The following is a 14,535-nucleotide window of genomic DNA, read 5'->3' on the forward strand; positions in this document are numbered from 1 at the left end:
AGTATAACGCGACCGGGCGTGGAACGTTTTTCGTCGCCCGGTCTCCAGCGGCCCGTCAACGGCGTTCGGGGGGCTGCCGTCCCGGCGTCGCGACACCGCCGGACGCCGCCGCGTCGATCAGGCGGCGGAAGGTGGCGCACTCCAGGTGGCTGGGCGCGGGGCAGGCGGCGGCATGCCGCAGGGAGTCCCGCAGGACGCCCAGTTCGCGGATCCTGTGGTCGAGTTCCTCCGCCTTGGCCGACAGCATCCGCCGGTCGATCCGCGGCTGCCCGTCCGGCGCGAACATCCGCGCGATCTCGTCGAGCGAGAACCCGGCCGTCCGCCCCAGCGCGATCAGCGCCAGCCGCTCCAGCACCCCGGTGTCGTACTGGCGTCGCAGGCCGCGCCGGCCGGTCGAGGCGATCAGCCCCTTCTCCTCGTAGAACCGCAGCGTCGAGGCGGGCACTCCGGCGCGGTGCGCCACTTCTGCGATGTCCAGGTCTGTCATTGTCTTGACCTCAAGTCGACTTGAAGTAGAACGCTGTCATCCCGTCCCGACGAAGGCAAGCAGAGGGAGAGACGACGATGGATGCCTCACGCAGGTCCCACGACGAGCAGGCCGCCCGCTGGAACGGGCCCTCCGGCCACGCCTGGGTTGATCTCCAGGGGGTGCTGAACGAGATGTTCAGGCCCATCGAGGAACTGCTCGTCGACGCCGTGTCCGCCGAACACGCGACGCGGGTGCTCGATGTCGGCTGCGGGACGGGCGGTATCACCCGGGCCGTCGCCCGCAGGGTCGGTCACTGCGTCGGGGTCGACATCTCCGGCCCGATGCTCGAGACGGCCCGGGCGCGCGCCGAGCAGGAGGGCGTACCGGCGTCCTTCATCCAGGCCGACGCGCAGGAGTACGCGCTCGAACCCGGCGCCTTCGACGCCGTCATCTCGCGCTTCGGCGTCATGTTCTTCAACGACCCCGTGCGGGCCTTCACCAATCTGCGGAGCACGGTGAGGGACGGGGCCGGGCTGTGGTGCGTCGTGTGGCGCGGCCCGGAGGAGAACCCGTTCATGACGACGGCGGAACGCGCCGCGGCCCCGTTCCTGCCGGAGCTTCCCGCCCGCCGGCCGGACCAGCCGGGCCAGTTCGCCTTCGCGGACCCGGAGCGGGTCCACCGCATCCTGGCGGAGAGCGGCTGGGCAGGGATCGACATCCAGCCGGTCGACGTGGTCTGCGCCCTGCCCGAGAAGGAACTCGTCACCTACTTCACCCGGCTCGGTCCGCTGGGCACGGTCCTGCCCGGGGCCGACGAGCGGACCCGGGCAGAGATCGTCGAGGCGGTCCGCCCCGCCTTCGACCCCTTCGTGCAGGGCGCGGAGGTCCGCTACACCGCGGCCTGCTGGATGGTCTCGGCGCGGGCCGCCGATGCGAAAGTTTCGTGAGGTCCGGCCCTCTTCTCCGAGCGCGGGCGACCGGCGCACACTGAGATCACGATGACGCAGAAGAGAGCCTTGGTGGTCCGAGGCGGCTGGGAAGGGCATCAGCCGGTCGAGGCCACGGAACTGTTCCTGCCCTTCCTCCGGAACAACGGGTACGCCGTCCGGGTCGAGGAGTCGACCGAGGTCTACGCGGACGGCGCCGAGATGGCCGGCACCGACCTGGTCGTGCAGTGCGTGACGATGTCGGAGATCACACACGAGCAGGTGGCGGGGCTGAGCTCCGCGGTCGTGGCCGGTACCGGCTTCACCGGCTGGCACGGCGGCATCGCCGACTCGTTCCGTGCCTCCTCGGACTATCTCCACCTGGTGGGCGGCCAGTTCGCCACGCACCCCGGCAAGGAACCGTGCGAGCGCCGGGGTGAGGCGGCGGACCACTTCCTGCCGCACACCATCACCCTCACCGAGGCGGGTCGCGAGCACCCGATCACGGCGGGCATCGAGGACTTCGCGCTGGACACCGAGCAGTACTGGGTGCTCCACGACGACCTCATCGACGTCCTGGCCACCACCACGCATCCCACCCGGCCGTGGCAGCCCTGGCACCGGCCGGTCACCTCACCGGCGATCTGGACCCGCCGGTGGGGTGCCGGGCGGGTCGTGGTGACGACGCCGGGGCACAGCGTCGACGTGCTGGAGCACCCCCGCGTCCGCACCGTCATCGAGAGGGGCATGCTGTGGGCGACGCGCACCGCGTCGGGGTCGTAGGGCTCGGCGTCATCTCCCGCGCGTACCTGGACACGCTCGTCGGCCATCCCGGCGTGCGCGTCACCGCGGTCGCCGACCTCGACGCCTCCCGGTCGGCCGCGGCCGCCGCCGAACTGCCCGGCGCCCGGGCGCTCACGGTCGAGGAGCTGCTGAGCAGCCCGGACGTGGACACCGTGCTGAACCTGACCACCCCGGCAGCGCACGCCGAGATCGCCCTCGGGGCGATCCGCCACGGCAAGAACGTCTACGGGGAGAAGCCTCTGGCGGCGGGCCTGGAGGACGCCCGGGCCGTCCTGGAAGCCGCCGCGAAGGCGGGCACCGGTGTGGGCTGCGCCCCGGACACCGTCCTGGGCACGGGAGTTCAGACCGCGCGGGCGGCCGTGGAGGCGGGGAGCATCGGACGCCCCCAGTTCGCCTCGGCCGTGATGGTCACCGCGGGGCACGAACGCTGGCATCCCCACCCCGACTTCTACTACACCGCCGGCGGCGGCCCGCTGCTGGACATGGGGCCGTACTACCTCTCGTCCCTGGTCCATCTGCTCGGGCCGGTGCGTGCCGTGACCGGGGCGGCCGGGAGGCTGCGCGCCGAGCGCGTCATCGGTTCCGGCCCGCGCGCGGGCGAGCGCATCCCGGTCGAGGTGGACAGCCATGTCTCAGGAGTGCTGGAGCACATGAACGGGACGCTGACGACGCTCACGACGAGCTTCGACGGCGTGGCCACCACGGCCGCGCCGATCGAGGTCCACGGCGAGAGCGGCACCCTCTCGGTCCCCGACCCGAACCGCTTCGACGGCGAGGTACGCCTTCACGCGCTCGGCGACACCCGGTGGCGCGCCCTGCCGACGTCGGCGGGCTACGAGGACGGCGCACGCGGTGTCGGACTGCTGGACTTCCTCACCGCCGACGAACAGCGGGCACCGCGCGCTAACGGCGAACTCGCCCTGCACGTGTTGGAGACGATGACCGCTCTGCTGCGGTCGGCGGCCGAGGGGCGGCGGATCGAGCTGGCGACATCGGCGCGGGTGCCCGCGCCCGTGCCCCTGACGGCTGCGGCGCGGTGGCACGGCCGGCCCGCCTGAGGTCAGTCCACGGGCCAGGTGTGGGCGGGCGCGTTCATGTGCATGTAGTCCATGTACGTCCTGGTCATCTGCCGCAGTGCCTCGCGCCGGTCGGAGATGCCGGCCTTCTCCAGGTGGTGCACCATCTCCGCCTGCCACAGGGCGCCGTTGCGGGCGGTGACGCAGCGCTGCTCGATGATGCCCAGCAGGGGTTCGCGCCACGCGGCGTCCATGCCGGTCAGCTCCAGACCCCGGTGGGCCAGGGGCAGCAGACGCCGCAACACCAGTTCCGTGACGGGCACTTCGCCCACGCCGGGCCAGTACAGGCGGGCGTCGATGCCGTCGCGGGCCGCGGTGTGCAGGTTCTCCTCGGCGACCGAGAAGGACATCCGCGTCCACACCGGCCGGTCCTCGTCGACCAGGGCGCGGGTCAGGCCGTAGTAGAAGGCGCCGTTGGCGATGATGTCGGCCACGGTGGGGCCGGCGGGCAGCACCCGGTTCTCGATGCGCAGGTGCGGGCCGCTTTCGGTGACCGCGTAGATGGGGCGGTTCCAGCGGTAGATGGTGCCGTTGTGAAGGGTCAGTTCGCCCAGCTGGGGGACGCCCCCGCCGTCCAGCTCCTTCTGCGGGTCCTCGTCCTCGCACAACGGCAGCAGGGCCGGGAAGTAGCGGACGTTCTCCTCGAAGAGGTCGAAGACGCTGGTGATCCAGCGTTCCCCGAACCACACCCGGGGCCGCACGCCCTGGGCCTTGATCTCCTCGGGTCGGGTGTCGGTGGCCTGCTCGAACAGGGGGATGCGGGTCTCACGCCACAGCTCCTTGCCGAACAGGAAGGGCGAGTTCGCCGCGAGGGCGATCTGCACGCCCGCGATGGCCTGGGCCGCGTTCCAGTACTGCGAGAACTCCTTCGGGTCGACCTGGAGATGGAACTGGGTGCTGGTGCAGGCGGCCTCGGGGGTGATCGTGTCGGCGTATGTCGACAGGCGCTCCACGCCGTCGACCTTGATCCGCAGGTCCTCGCCCCGGGCCGCGAAGATCTGCTCGTTGAGCAGCCGGTACCGCGGGTCGCCGGAGAGCGCGGACTCGCTGACGTCCGACTCGTCCAGGGTCGGCAGGATGCCGACCATGATCAGATGGGCGCCCACCGCCGCGGCGCGGTCCTCGGCGTGGTTGAGGGCGTCCCGGATCGCCTGCTCCCAGGACCCGGGGCCGCCGGCCGTCAGCTGCCGGGGCGGGATGTTGATCTCCAGGTTGAAGCGGCCCAGCTCGCTCGACCAGGCGGGATCGGCGATCGCCTGGAGCACGTCGGTGCTGCGCATCGCGGGCAGCCCGGCGTCGTCCACCAGGTTGAGCTCGATCTCCAGTCCGACCTGGGGGCGCTCGCTCTCGAACCCCGACTCGTGGAGCATCCGGGCCAGCACCTCGAGGTCGGTATGCATCTTCTCCCGGTACCGACGGCGGTCCTCCCGTGTGAACACCAGGGCCGGCACGTCACGTCCCATGTGCCCTCCTGCGCTCCTTCGGCGGGTACGTCCGCACCCTCGGCGGTTTCGTCTCGTCCCAGAGTCGCACCTTGTCCTCGCCCCCGCACCCACCTAGCCTGAGTTTGTGCCGCAAATAAACAAATCCCGAACGCACAGTGACGTGCCGGGCAACGGCAGCTCCCTGTCCCGACTCCGGATCGCCCTCACCGTCTTCTTCGCCCTCGACGGCTTCGTCTTCGCCGGCTGGGTCGTGCGCATCCCCGCCATCAAGGCGCAGACCGGCGCCTCCGCCAGCGCCCTCGGCCTCGCCCTCCTGGGCGTCTCCGCCGGGGCCGTCATCACCATGACCCTCACCGGACGCCTGTGCCGCCGCTACGGCAACCACCGGGTCACCGTCGTCTGCGCGGTCCTGCTCTCCCTCAGCGTCGCCCTGCCCCCGCTGACCCACTCGGCGCTCGCGCTGGGCCTCGTCCTGCTGCTCTTCGGGGCCGCGTACGGCGGGATCAACGTCGCCTTCAACAGCGCGGCCGTCGAACTCGTGGCCGCGCTGCGGCGGCCGATCATGCCGAGCTTCCACGCGGCGTTCAGCCTGGGCGGCATGGTCGGAGCAGGGCTGGGCGGGCTGGTCGCGGGGGTCCTCTCCCCCACGCGGCACCTGTTGCTGCTCACGCTCGTCGGCCTGCTCGTCACCGCCGCGGCAGGCCCCACGCTCCTGCGGCACGAGCCGCCTGCACTCCCGGAGCGGGAGCTTCCCGCCGAGGGCGCCCCGCGCCGCCTGGACGCCCGCACCCGGGGGCTGGTGATCGTCTTCGGCCTCATCGCGGGGTGCACCGCGTACGGCGAGGGGGCGCTGGCCGACTGGGGCGCCCTGCACCTCGAACAGGACCTGCACGCCTCGGCGGGCGCCGCGGCCGCGGGCTACTCCTGCTTCGCGCTGGCCATGACGGTGGGGCGGCTGTCCGGCACGACGCTCCTGGAACGCCTGGGCCGGACCCCGACCGTCGTCGCCGGCGGCACCACCGCGGCGGCCGGAATGCTGCTCGGCTCCCTCGCCCCGTCCCTCTGGGCGGCCCTCCTCGGCTACGCGGTCACGGGTATCGGCCTCGCGAACCTCTTCCCCGTGGCCGTGGAACGCGCGGGTGCCCTCGCCGGGCCCAGCGGTGTCGCCACGGCCTCCACCCTGGGCTACGGCGGCATGCTCCTCGGCCCGCCCGCGATCGGCTTCATGGCGGACTGGTTCACCCTGCCGACCGCACTGACCAGCGTGGCGGTGCTGGCCGCGGTGGCGGCACTCGTCGGAGCGCTGGTGGGGGCGGCCGCGCGGCGGGCGGCCGGGGGCTGAACGGCTCAAGCCGCCGGGGGGGGGGGACGCCGGTGATCCTGGGTACCCGTCGCCACGCCCGTTGTGATCACCGGGCCGTACGTTCAGGTACAAGGAGGCAGACCCGTGACCGGACAGCAGCACCCCGCAGAGCAGCACCCGACCCCGGAGTTTCCCTCCCAGGACCAGCCGCACCCCGGGTGGACGGGGCCGATGGACCCGCCCCCGGACCACGGCGAGGAGTCCTACCGGGGCAGTGGCCGGCTGGCCGATCGCAAGGCCGTGATCACCGGTGGGGACTCCGGTATCGGCCGCGCGGTCGCCCTGGCGTTCGCCCGCGAGGGAGCCGACGTGCTGTTCACCCATCTGGATGACGAGAAGGACGACGCCGCCGAGACGGCCCGGCTCGTCGAGGAGGCCGGCCGGCGTGCCGTGCCCGTCTCGTGCGACGTGCGGGAGGAGGAGAACTGCCGGGCGCTGATCGACCGCGCCGTGGACGAGTTCGGCCGGATCGACGTCCTCGTGAACAACGCCGCGTACCAGATGTCGCAGCCCGACGGCATCGAGGCGATCACCACCGAGCAGTTCGACCGGGTGCTGCGCACCAACCTGTACGGCATGTTCTGGCTGTGCAAGCTGGCCCTGCCGCACATCCCGGAGGGCGGCAGCATCATCAACTCCACGTCCGTGCAGGCGTACAAGCCCAGTCCGCACCTGCTGGACTACGCGACGACGAAGGGCGCGATCGTCACGTTCACGCAGGGGCTGGCGCAGATGCTGATCGAGAGGGGCATCCGCGTCAACGCGGTGGCGCCGGGCCCGGTGTGGACGCCGCTGATCCCGGCGACCCTGCCGGACACGCAGACGTTCGGCAAGCAGGCCCCCATCGGGCGGCCCGCACAGCCTGCCGAAATGGCTCCGGCGTACGTCTTCCTCGCCTCGCAGGAGGCGTCGTACATCACCGCCGAGATCGTCAACGCGACGGGCGGGACGCCGCTGCCGTAGCCACCGCGGCCGGCCGCCCGAAATCCCCGGGCCTGGAGGGCGCTTCATGCGGCAGACTCGGCGCCATGGAGACCGCCGAGTTCCTTCAAGCACTGGAGACGGAAGGCCGGCTGCTGGCCGCGGCCGCCGAGGAGGCCGGGACCGACGCGAAGGTGCCGACGTGCCCCGAGTGGCAGGTGAGCGACCTGTTGCGGCACACGGGCGCCGTGCACCGCTGGGCCGCCGCCTACGTCGCCGAGCGGCTCGCCGAACGCCGCCCGCTGGTCGAACCCACCGACCTCGACGGCGCGGAGCTCGTGGCCTGGTACCGCGACAGCCACCGGCATCTCGTCGACACGCTGGCGGGCGCCTCGCCCGACGTGGAGTGCTTCGCCTTCCTGCCCGCTCCGTCCCCGCTGGCCTTCTGGGCCCGGCGGCAGGCGCACGAGACGGCCGTGCACCGGGTCGACGCGGAATCCGCGCGCGGCGGCGGCCCGGCCGGCGTCAGCCCCGATTTCGCGACCGACGGCATCGACGAGCTGCTGCGCGGCTTCCACGCCCGCGCCAAGAGCCGCGTGCGCACCCCCGGACCGCGCGTCCTGCGGGTCCGCACGCAGGACACCGGCGCGGTGTGGACGGTACGGCTGTCACCGGAGCCGCCCGTGACCACGCGGGACGCGTCCGGGGCGGCCGAGTGCGAACTGTCCGGCCCGGCCGAGCAGTTGTATCTGGCGCTGTGGAACCGGGCGCCCCTGCCGAGCGCCACGGGCGACCAGGCGCTCGCCACGCTGTGGCGGGAGGCGTCGGCGATCTGAGCGGCCGTCGGCGCGCGATCAGCCGTCGGTGAGCATCCGCGCGAGTACCGCGCGCTGCACGGGAAGCACCTCGCCGTGCAGCGCGCGTCCCTTTGCCGTGAGGCAGACCTTCACGCCGCGCCGGTCCTCGGGGCACATGCCGCGCTCGACGAGTCCCTCCTTCTCCAGCCGGGCGATCAGCCGCGACAGCGCGCTCTGGCTGAGATGGACCCGCTCGGAGATCTCCTGGACGCGATAGGACGGCGTGCCCTTGGGTGTCCGGCACCCGGCGAGGACGTCGAGCACCTCGAAGTCGCTGGCGCACAGGCCGTGGCCGTGCAGCGCCCGGTCCAGTTCGCACTGCGTCCGCGCGTGCAGCGCCAGAATGTCCCGCCACCGTGCCACGAGCGTCTGCTCGGCCTGCTGAGCCGCCATGCGCCGCACCGTAACAGAGAACCGTGATGGTTGCGCCAGAATTAACTGCACTTACATTTAATGCATGCGCATGCAGCACTCCGGGCGTGACCTCTCCGCCCATCTCCCCCACGCCCGAGGGGCGTTGGACTCCACGGCTCTATCGCCTTCGCCGGCCTGCTGACCACAAGAGACCCTGCGTGACCCGCGAAGGAGACGCAGGGCCGAGGCGAGAAGCACGATCAATCGAAAAAGTGCACATACTATACTTTTCCGGACTTCGAATCAGTTCTACGCTCGTGTACAGATGGCAGGCGGAGGGCCGGCCAGTCGACCTCCGCGGCCTGTAACGAGCGGAGGCGGAGATGAAAGCGTCGATACGGCGGTCCGCGATCTTCGCAAGCGCGGCTGCTCTTGCGATAGCCGTCTGCGGTACGACGGGCACTGCCCAGGCCGAGCCGGGCGACGGCGAGCTCCAGTTCGGCTACGTCCTGCCGGAGACCGGACAACTGGCCTACCTCGGCCCACCCCAGATCGAGTCGCTGAAGTTCGCGATACAGAAGATCAACGACGCCGGCGGAGTCCTGGGCAAGTCCGTGCCCAAGGTGGTCTCCAGTGACGAGGCGGGCCAGGAGGCCGTTGCCGCGCAGTCGGCGGACCGGGTCCTCGCGGCAGGCGTGGACGCGATCGTCGGCGCCGCGGCGTCCGGCATGTCGCTGGCGTTCATCGACCGGGTGACCGGAGCGGGCGTCGTGCAGTGTTCGGGTTCGAACACCGCTCCCACCTTCACCGACTACGAGGACGAGGGCTTCTACTTCCGTACCGTCCCGAGCGACGCCTTGCAGGGGCCCATCCTGGCGGATGTCGTCCGCGACGACGGCCACGACCGGGTCGCCCTGGTCGCACGGGCGGACGACTACGGGCGCGGCCTGATGGAGGCCACCCGCAAGACGCTGGAGGAGCGCGGCGCGACGGTGACGCTCGCCGAGACCTACGACCCGAAGGCGACCAACTTCGACCAGGTCGTCCAGCAGGTGGAGAACTCCAGGCCGGACGCCGCCGTGGTGATCGCCTTCGAGGAGGGCACCCAGATCCTGCAGGGCATGATCGAGTCCGGACTCGGGCCCGACCAGATCGGCGTCTACGGCGCCGACGGACTGCGCAGCGAGGAACTGCCGTCGCTGGTCGCCCCGGGCCAGCCGGAGAGGCTCTCCGGGATGAAGGGGACCGCGCCGGCCTCGGCGGAGAACGAGCAGTACGTGAAGGAGCTGAAGGAGTTCGCGCCGGACCTGAAGGAGCTGCAGTTCGCACCGCAGGTGTTCGACTGCACGACGACGATCGCGCTCGCCGCCGAGAAGGCGGGGTCCGACGACCCGGGCGAGTACGTGAAGGAGATGAACGGGATCACCAAGGACGGCGAGAAGTGCAACTCGTTCGCCGCCTGCAAGGAACTGCTCGCCGACGGCAAGGACATCGACTACGACGGTGTGAGCGGGCCGCTCGACTTCACCGACAAGGGCGAACCCGGCCAGGCGACGATCGAGGTGTACGGCTACGACGACGAGGGGAAGTTGCAGACCCTGCGCACCGAGACCAGCGAGGCCGAGGAGTGACCGGGAAGACCGACAGCGGGAGTCAACGGACGCGGGCGAGCGTGCCGAGGTAGAGCTCGATCACCTTCTTGTCGTGCAGCAGGGCCGTACCCGTGCCGGTGTACGCGTTGCGGCCCTGGTCGAGGACGTAGCCGCGGTCGCACAGCTGAAGGCACCTGCGGGCGTTCTGCTCGACCATGAGCACCGCGACGCCCGCGCTGTTGATCATTCTGCACCGGTCGAAGACGTGGTCCTGGTGGAGCGGTGACAGGCCGGCCGACGGCTCGTCGAGCAGCAGCAGCTGCGGCTCCATCATCAGGGCGCGGGCCATCGCGAGCATCTGGCGTTCGCCGCCGGACATCGCGCCGGCCTTCTGCCTGCGCCGGTCGGCCAGCACGGGGAAGAGGTCCTCGATCGCCGTGACCCGCCGCGCGTGGTCCTTGGGCCGCAGATACACGCCCATCCGCAGGTTCTCCTCGACTGTCAGCGTGGGGAACACGTTCTGCAGCTGCGGTACGTAGCCCACGCCCCGCCGCACCAGTTCGTGCGCGGGCCGGCCCGTCACGTCCTCGCCGCGCAGCCGCACGGTCCCGCCGCGCACCCGCAGCAACCCGAAGACGGCCTTGACCAGCGTCGACTTGCCCGCGCCGTTGGGGCCGATCACGCCGACCACCTCGCCCGGCCGCACCTCGATGCTGCATCCGCGCAGCACATCGACACCGGGGATGTAACCGGCGACGATGTCATCGGCCGCCAGCACCGGTGCCTGCTCCTCAGCGGACATCGCTACTCCTCCTTCCCCTTCTCCCTCCCCTTCTCCTCGGCCGCCTCCGGCTCGTCGTGCCGCTTGCCCAGGTAGGCGTCCACGACGGCGGCGTTCCGGCCGATCGTGTGCGGTGGGCCCTCGGCCACCAGGCGGCCGTCGGCCATGACGGCCACCCAGTCGCTGATGCCCATCACCACGTCCATGTCGTGCTCGACGAAGCACACCGTCAGCCCCTCGTCCCGCAGCCGCGTGATGTGTCCGAGCAGCGACTGGGTCAGCGCGGGGTTCACCCCGGCCATCGGCTCGTCGAGCAGGAGCATGACCGGCCGGGTCATCAGCGCGCGGGCCAGTTCCAGCAGTTTGCGCTGGCCACCGGAGAGCGTGCCGGCATGGTCGTCGCGCAGGGGCCCGAGCCGGAACCGGTCCAGCAGTTCGTCGGCCCGGCGCTCGAACTCCCGCTCCTGCCCGCGCCACAGCGGTCGCAGCAGCGCGGGCAGCACCCGCTCGCCGCGCTGCCCGGGCGCGGCGAGCAGCAGGTTCTCCAGCACCGTGAGCCGGGCGACCGCCCTGGAGAGCTGGAACGTGCGGACCATTCCGCGCCGCGCCACCCGGTGCGCCGGGGCGCCGGTGAGCGGCTGTCCGTCGAACGACCACCGGCCGCCGTCGGCCCGGTCGAACCCGCTCACCACGTTGAACAACGTGGTCTTGCCGGCGCCGTTGGGCCCGATGAGCGCCGTGATGACCCCGCGCTGCACCTCCAGGTGCTCGACCCGCACGGCGACGAGGCCGCCGAAGGTGCGGGTCACCTGGTCCAGGACCAGCAGGGGATCGGGCTTGCGCACCCCCGGCTCGGGATCGATCGCGGAGAGCCGGCCCGAGTGGGACGCGGCAGGGTCAGCGGCCACTGAGCAACATCTCCTTCCGGCTGCCGAGGATGCCCTGCGGCCGGAACGCGACCAGCAGGATCAGGGCGACCCCGACCAGGGCGAAGCGCACCGCGCCGACCTCCGACGTGCTGATGAGGTCCGGCGAGATGTACTCGGCGTCGATGGCCTGGCGGAGCGCGCTGTCGAGGAAGCTGAGGACGAACCAGAACAGGATCGCGCCGACGACCGGGCCGAGGATCCGCCCGGCGCCTCCGAGCACCAGCAGCGTGTACAGGAAGAACGTGACGGCCGGGTCGTAGTTGTCCGGGTTCACGGACTGCACCTGGATCGCCTGCATCATGCCCGCCACCGCCCCGATGACGCCGCCGAGCACGAGGCTCTGCATCTTGTACGCGTAGACGTTCTTGCCGAGGCTGCGCGCGGCGACCTCGTCATCACGGATCGACCGGATGACACGGCCCCACGGGCTGTGGATCAGCAGGGCGAGCAGACTTCCGACCACGAGCACCAGCGCCCATCCGACGATCATCACCCAGAGGTCGCGGGCACTGAACCTCACGAGCCACACGCCGTAGGTGCCGGGCTCGATGGGGCTGAGCGCGTAGAAGTCGTTCGCGAACCGCTGCAGCCCGAACACCCCGCCGGTCACCGGCTCGGCCCAGCTGGAACGGTAGAACAGCCGAAGCGTCTCCCCCGCCGCGATGGTGGTGATCGCGAGATAGTCGGCGCGCAGCCGCAGGGTGGGCAGGCCGAGGAGCAGGGCCAGCACGATCGCGCAGGCGACGCCGCCCAGGACGCCGAGCCACATCGGGCCGTCGTACGTGGACACCGTGATGGCGAGCCCGTAACCGCCGACCAGCATGAATCCGACCTGGCCGAAGTTCAGCAGCCCCGTGTAGCCGAAGTGCAGGTTCAGCCCCATCGCGGCGAGGGCGTAGACGGCGGCGATGGGACCGATGCCCGAACGCAGGGCGTCGGAGACGATGGCCTCGAAGTCCATGGCACACCCCCTCACCCGACACGTTCGGCCCGGCCGAGGATGCCCTGCGGCCGGACGAGGAGGACGAGGATGAGGACGAGCAGCGCCCAGGCGTACTGGAGGTCGACCGGGAACCACAGGGTGGACATCTGGGCGACGACGCCGATGACGAGGCTGCCGACCATCGCACCGTAGGCGGAGCCGAGGCCGCCCAGGATGATCCCCGCGAACATGAGCAGAAGGAGCTTGAAGCCCATGTCCCAGGTGACGATCTCGACCAGGCCGAAGAAGACCCCGCCGAGCGCGGCCAGCCCGCCCCCGAGCATCCACACGAACAGCACGACCCGCTGCACGTCGATGCCCGACGCCTCCGCGAGGTCACGGTTGGCGGAGACGGCCCGGACGGCCGTGCCGATCCGCGTCTTCTGCAGGAGCGCGGCGATGCCGAGCAGCACCAGGACGGAGAGCAGGGTGACGGTGAGGTCCCGCGGGGTGATGCCGGCCGACCCGAGGCCGATCGTGTTCTGGATGTCGTACTGGGCGTAGGAGGCGGGCCGGGTTCCGTACAGCACGAGTACGACGTGGCGCAGCAGCAGCGAGAGCCCGATGGTGACGATGAACATGTTGATCAGCCCGGTGCCCCGGGCCCGCAGCGGCCGCCAGACGCCGCGGTCGACCGCCCAGCCCAGCAGGGCGCCGAAGACCACCGCTGCGGCAGCGGAGGGGATCAGGTGCCAGCCCGGGCCGCCGGCGGAGACGTTGAGGAAGAACGCGAAGGTGGCGCCGATCGTGACGAACTCGCCGTGCGCGAAGTTGATCAGGTGGATGGTGCCGAAGATCAGCGAGAGCCCGACCGAGGTGATCGCGATGATCACCCCGAACTGGATACCGTCGATCAGCGCCTGCAGAGCGCGCGCGGCGAACGTGGGGCCGCGCGGGACTTCCTCACCCTGTGCCCGCGCGGAGATCACGGGCACCGTGACGAGGGCCAGGGCGAGGACCGGTACGAGCATCCGCTGACAGCGCATGGCGATTCCGGTAAGTCAAGAACATCCTCTATGGGATCAGTGTAGGTGCAGGTCGGGACGGTGACACGGGTAGCGCACCACAGATGTGCCCTCGGACAGCGGAGGATGCGGAATGGATGACAGCGGGGACCTCGCGCGTGCGTACAACGACGACAGTGTGCTCTTCCGGGTGCTGCGGCACCTCGGTTGGGACAGCCTGGTCGACATCGGCTACTTCACGCTGCCCACCCTGCCGCTCGTGGTCCTGGCCGGGCCGGTGCCCTTTCAGCGCCGCCTGGCCCGCCGGTCGCTGGCGTTGCTGGACGCCCGGCCCGGACAGCTCGTCCTGGATGCCGGATGCGGTCGCGGTGACACCACGGCCCGCTTGGGCGCCGCGGGATGCCGGGCACTGGGAGTGGACGTCCAGCCCGCGCAGATCGACCAGGCACGTCGCCGCTTCGGCGGCTGTTCCGGCGCGCGCTTCGCCGTCGCCGACGCCACGGCTCTGCCGCGGCAGGCAGCGGAGATCCCGCTGACGGATGGTTCCTTCGACCGAGTGCACTGCCTGGAGGCCGCCTTCCACTTCGGCCATGAGGGCCGCAGGTCATTCCTGAGCGAAAGCTTCCGGCTGCTCCGCCCAGGAGGCCGGCTCGTCCTCGTGGATGTCACCTCCCGTACGGATCAGCCGATCGGGACCCTCGACCCGGACGGCCTCGTACGCGGGACCTGGCGCTTCGACGACCTCGAACCGCACGAGCGGTACCCGCTGACGGCTTCCGCCGCCGGCTTCACCACGCGCCGGATCCTCGACTGGACCACCCCCGTACTCCACCGGGCGGCCCAACTCTGTGCCCTGTTCGTCGGCGCGGCGTCCACCCGGGCCGGCCGACAGGCGCTGTGCGTGCGGTGGCCCGGCCTCAGAACACTCGACGCACAGGACTGGGACGAGGTCATCACCGTCGTCCGGGCCCATCGGGCCATCGGGCGCGTCACTCGCTACACGGCGTACGTCCTCGACAAACCCGCGCTCGACGAACACGCCTCCTGAGGGCGCCCCGCGGGACGCTTGCC

The 14,535-nt window shown here is 71.2% G+C and carries 15 protein-coding genes; 8 read left to right on the forward strand and 7 right to left on the reverse strand.

Annotated elements, in window-relative coordinates; genetic code table 11:
• Nucleotides 1-55 precede the first annotated feature (55 nt).
• Complete coding sequence (locus tag G3I77_RS31775; RefSeq protein ID WP_248509118.1) at nt 56-487, reverse strand: helix-turn-helix domain-containing protein; 432 nt, start codon at nt 485-487, stop codon at nt 56-58.
• Between the two features lie 77 nt (nt 488-564).
• On the opposite strand from G3I77_RS31775, the gene G3I77_RS31780 reads away from it, so the two are divergent.
• The 3 genes from G3I77_RS31780 to G3I77_RS31790 are packed head-to-tail and all read left to right on the forward strand — an operon-like array spanning nt 565 to nt 3,257.
• Nucleotides 565-1,416: a class I SAM-dependent methyltransferase gene (locus G3I77_RS31780; protein ID WP_248509119.1), complete on the forward strand. Its 852-nt coding sequence runs from the start codon at nt 565-567 to the stop codon at nt 1,414-1,416.
• Nucleotides 1,417-1,467: 51 nt separating this feature from the next.
• Nucleotides 1,468-2,178 (forward strand): ThuA domain-containing protein, encoded by a 711-nt coding sequence (locus tag G3I77_RS31785; RefSeq protein WP_248509125.1) that lies wholly within the window; start codon nt 1,468-1,470, stop codon nt 2,176-2,178.
• Nucleotides 2,148-3,257 carry a Gfo/Idh/MocA family protein gene (locus G3I77_RS31790; RefSeq protein WP_248509126.1) on the forward strand — a complete coding sequence of 370 codons (1,110 nt, stop codon included), beginning with the start codon at nt 2,148-2,150 and terminating at the stop codon, nt 3,255-3,257. Before G3I77_RS31785 ends, G3I77_RS31790 begins: the two co-directional genes overlap by 31 nt.
• Before the next feature lie 2 nt (nt 3,258-3,259).
• On the opposite strand, the gene G3I77_RS31795 is transcribed toward G3I77_RS31790, so the two are convergent.
• The gene (locus G3I77_RS31795) at nt 3,260-4,738 is read right to left on the reverse strand and encodes a glutamate-cysteine ligase family protein (RefSeq protein WP_248509129.1); all 1,479 of its coding nucleotides are present in this window, start codon (nt 4,736-4,738) and stop codon (nt 3,260-3,262) included.
• Between the two features lie 142 nt (nt 4,739-4,880).
• Between G3I77_RS31795 and G3I77_RS31800 the strand changes: the two genes are divergently transcribed.
• The 3 genes from G3I77_RS31800 to G3I77_RS31810 all read left to right on the forward strand — a co-directional run bounded on the left by G3I77_RS31800 (nt 4,881) and on the right by G3I77_RS31810 (nt 7,840).
• Nucleotides 4,881-6,062, forward strand: a complete 1,182-nt coding sequence (locus G3I77_RS31800) for an MFS transporter (protein WP_248509130.1) — start codon at nt 4,881-4,883, stop codon at nt 6,060-6,062.
• A gap of 105 nt (nt 6,063-6,167) precedes the next feature.
• Complete coding sequence (locus tag G3I77_RS31805; RefSeq protein WP_248509131.1) at nt 6,168-7,046, forward strand: SDR family oxidoreductase; 879 nt, start codon at nt 6,168-6,170, stop codon at nt 7,044-7,046.
• 65 nt (nt 7,047-7,111) lie between these two features.
• Nucleotides 7,112-7,840 (forward strand): maleylpyruvate isomerase family mycothiol-dependent enzyme, encoded by a 729-nt coding sequence (locus G3I77_RS31810; protein ID WP_248509132.1) that lies wholly within the window; start codon nt 7,112-7,114, stop codon nt 7,838-7,840.
• A gap of 18 nt (nt 7,841-7,858) precedes the next feature.
• Here the strand turns inward: G3I77_RS31810 and G3I77_RS31815 are convergent, their stop codons facing one another.
• Nucleotides 7,859-8,254 carry a MarR family winged helix-turn-helix transcriptional regulator gene (locus G3I77_RS31815; RefSeq protein ID WP_248509136.1) on the reverse strand — a complete coding sequence of 132 codons (396 nt, stop codon included), beginning with the start codon at nt 8,252-8,254 and terminating at the stop codon, nt 7,859-7,861.
• Between the two features lie 344 nt (nt 8,255-8,598).
• Here G3I77_RS31815 and G3I77_RS31820 point away from each other — a divergent pair, with 344 nt between their 5' ends.
• Nucleotides 8,599-9,846 (forward strand): ABC transporter substrate-binding protein, encoded by a 1,248-nt coding sequence (locus tag G3I77_RS31820; protein WP_248509138.1) that lies wholly within the window; start codon nt 8,599-8,601, stop codon nt 9,844-9,846.
• A 22-nt stretch (nt 9,847-9,868) separates the two neighbouring features.
• Here the strand turns inward: G3I77_RS31820 and G3I77_RS31825 are convergent, their stop codons facing one another.
• The 4 genes from G3I77_RS31825 to G3I77_RS31840 are packed head-to-tail and all read right to left on the reverse strand — an operon-like array spanning nt 9,869 to nt 13,485.
• The gene (locus G3I77_RS31825; protein ID WP_248509140.1) at nt 9,869-10,609 is read right to left on the reverse strand and encodes an ABC transporter ATP-binding protein; all 741 of its coding nucleotides are present in this window, start codon (nt 10,607-10,609) and stop codon (nt 9,869-9,871) included.
• Between the two features lie 2 nt (nt 10,610-10,611).
• A complete protein-coding gene (locus G3I77_RS31830) occupies nt 10,612-11,496 on the reverse strand; it encodes an ABC transporter ATP-binding protein (RefSeq protein WP_248509142.1) in 885 nt (294 codons plus the stop codon).
• Nucleotides 11,486-12,478 (reverse strand): branched-chain amino acid ABC transporter permease, encoded by a 993-nt coding sequence (locus G3I77_RS31835; RefSeq protein ID WP_248509144.1) that lies wholly within the window; start codon nt 12,476-12,478, stop codon nt 11,486-11,488. The genes G3I77_RS31830 and G3I77_RS31835 overlap by 11 nt, the downstream gene beginning before the upstream one ends.
• A gap of 11 nt (nt 12,479-12,489) precedes the next feature.
• On the reverse strand, nt 12,490-13,485 hold the full coding sequence (locus G3I77_RS31840; protein WP_248509145.1) for a branched-chain amino acid ABC transporter permease: 996 nt from the start codon (nt 13,483-13,485) through the stop codon (nt 12,490-12,492).
• A gap of 112 nt (nt 13,486-13,597) precedes the next feature.
• On the opposite strand from G3I77_RS31840, the gene G3I77_RS31845 reads away from it, so the two are divergent.
• The gene (locus G3I77_RS31845) at nt 13,598-14,512 is read left to right on the forward strand and encodes a class I SAM-dependent methyltransferase (protein ID WP_248509146.1); all 915 of its coding nucleotides are present in this window, start codon (nt 13,598-13,600) and stop codon (nt 14,510-14,512) included.
• The last annotated feature ends 23 nt before the right edge of the window (nt 14,513-14,535 follow it).

This window comes from Streptomyces sp. D2-8 (genome assembly GCF_023184515.1).
Taxonomy (GTDB): domain Bacteria; phylum Actinomycetota; class Actinomycetes; order Streptomycetales; family Streptomycetaceae; genus Streptomyces.

Excerpts from the sequence above, each read along its gene's own strand:
- G3I77_RS31775 (WP_248509118.1), bottom strand. The coding sequence starts at position 487 with ATGACAGACCTGGACATCGCAGAAGTGGCGCACCGCGCCGGAGTGCCC.
- G3I77_RS31810 (WP_248509132.1), top strand. The coding sequence starts at position 7,112 with ATGGAGACCGCCGAGTTCCTTCAAGCACTGGAGACGGAAGGCCGGCTG.
- G3I77_RS31825 (WP_248509140.1), bottom strand. The coding sequence starts at position 10,609 with ATGTCCGCTGAGGAGCAGGCACCGGTGCTGGCGGCCGATGACATCGTC.
- G3I77_RS31835 (WP_248509144.1), bottom strand. The coding sequence starts at position 12,478 with ATGGACTTCGAGGCCATCGTCTCCGACGCCCTGCGTTCGGGCATCGGT.
- G3I77_RS31840 (WP_248509145.1), bottom strand. The coding sequence starts at position 13,485 with ATGCGCTGTCAGCGGATGCTCGTACCGGTCCTCGCCCTGGCCCTCGTC.
- G3I77_RS31780 (WP_248509119.1), top strand. The coding sequence starts at position 565 with ATGGATGCCTCACGCAGGTCCCACGACGAGCAGGCCGCCCGCTGGAAC.
- G3I77_RS31845 (WP_248509146.1), top strand. The coding sequence starts at position 13,598 with ATGGATGACAGCGGGGACCTCGCGCGTGCGTACAACGACGACAGTGTG.
- G3I77_RS31815 (WP_248509136.1), bottom strand. The coding sequence starts at position 8,254 with ATGGCGGCTCAGCAGGCCGAGCAGACGCTCGTGGCACGGTGGCGGGAC.
- G3I77_RS31795 (WP_248509129.1), bottom strand. The coding sequence starts at position 4,738 with ATGGGACGTGACGTGCCGGCCCTGGTGTTCACACGGGAGGACCGCCGT.
- G3I77_RS31785 (WP_248509125.1), top strand. The coding sequence starts at position 1,468 with ATGACGCAGAAGAGAGCCTTGGTGGTCCGAGGCGGCTGGGAAGGGCAT.
- G3I77_RS31820 (WP_248509138.1), top strand. The coding sequence starts at position 8,599 with ATGAAAGCGTCGATACGGCGGTCCGCGATCTTCGCAAGCGCGGCTGCT.